Source organism: Arthrobacter sp. ZBG10, from assembly GCF_001238605.1.
Taxonomy (GTDB): domain Bacteria; phylum Actinomycetota; class Actinomycetes; order Actinomycetales; family Micrococcaceae; genus Arthrobacter.
Genome location: NZ_LFQH01000137.1, coordinates 1 through 386 on the forward strand (window position 1 = coordinate 1; position 386 = coordinate 386).

Annotated in this window: 1 pseudogene; it reads right to left on the bottom strand. The window is 68.1% G+C overall.

The annotated features are described in order from the left end of the window. A pseudogene (locus ACU18_RS18905) lies at positions 1 to 386 on the bottom strand (pyridoxal 5'-phosphate synthase lyase subunit PdxS); the annotation flags it as partial.

Consider the following 386-nt stretch of genomic DNA (forward strand, 5'->3'; position numbering starts at 1 on the left):
GGCTGCGGGATCTCGTCGACGTTGATGCCCACCATGGCCTCGCCCAGGCCGCGGGAGGCCTTGGCGATGACGTCGGGGTCATCGAAGAACGTGGTGGCCTTGACCACGGCGGCGGCGCGCTGGGCGGGGTTGCCGGACTTGAAGATGCCGGAACCGACGAACACGCCGTCAGCGCCGAGCTGCATCATCATGGCAGCATCGGCCGGGGTGGCGATGCCACCGGCGGTGAACAGCACCACGGGCAGCTTGCCGGCAGCGGCGACTTCCTTGACCAGTTCGTACGGGGCCTGCAGTTCCTTGGCCGCAACGTACAGCTCGTCCTCGGGCAGGGCCGCGAGCTTGGCGATCTCGGAACGGATCTGGCGCATGTGGCCGGTGGCATTGGA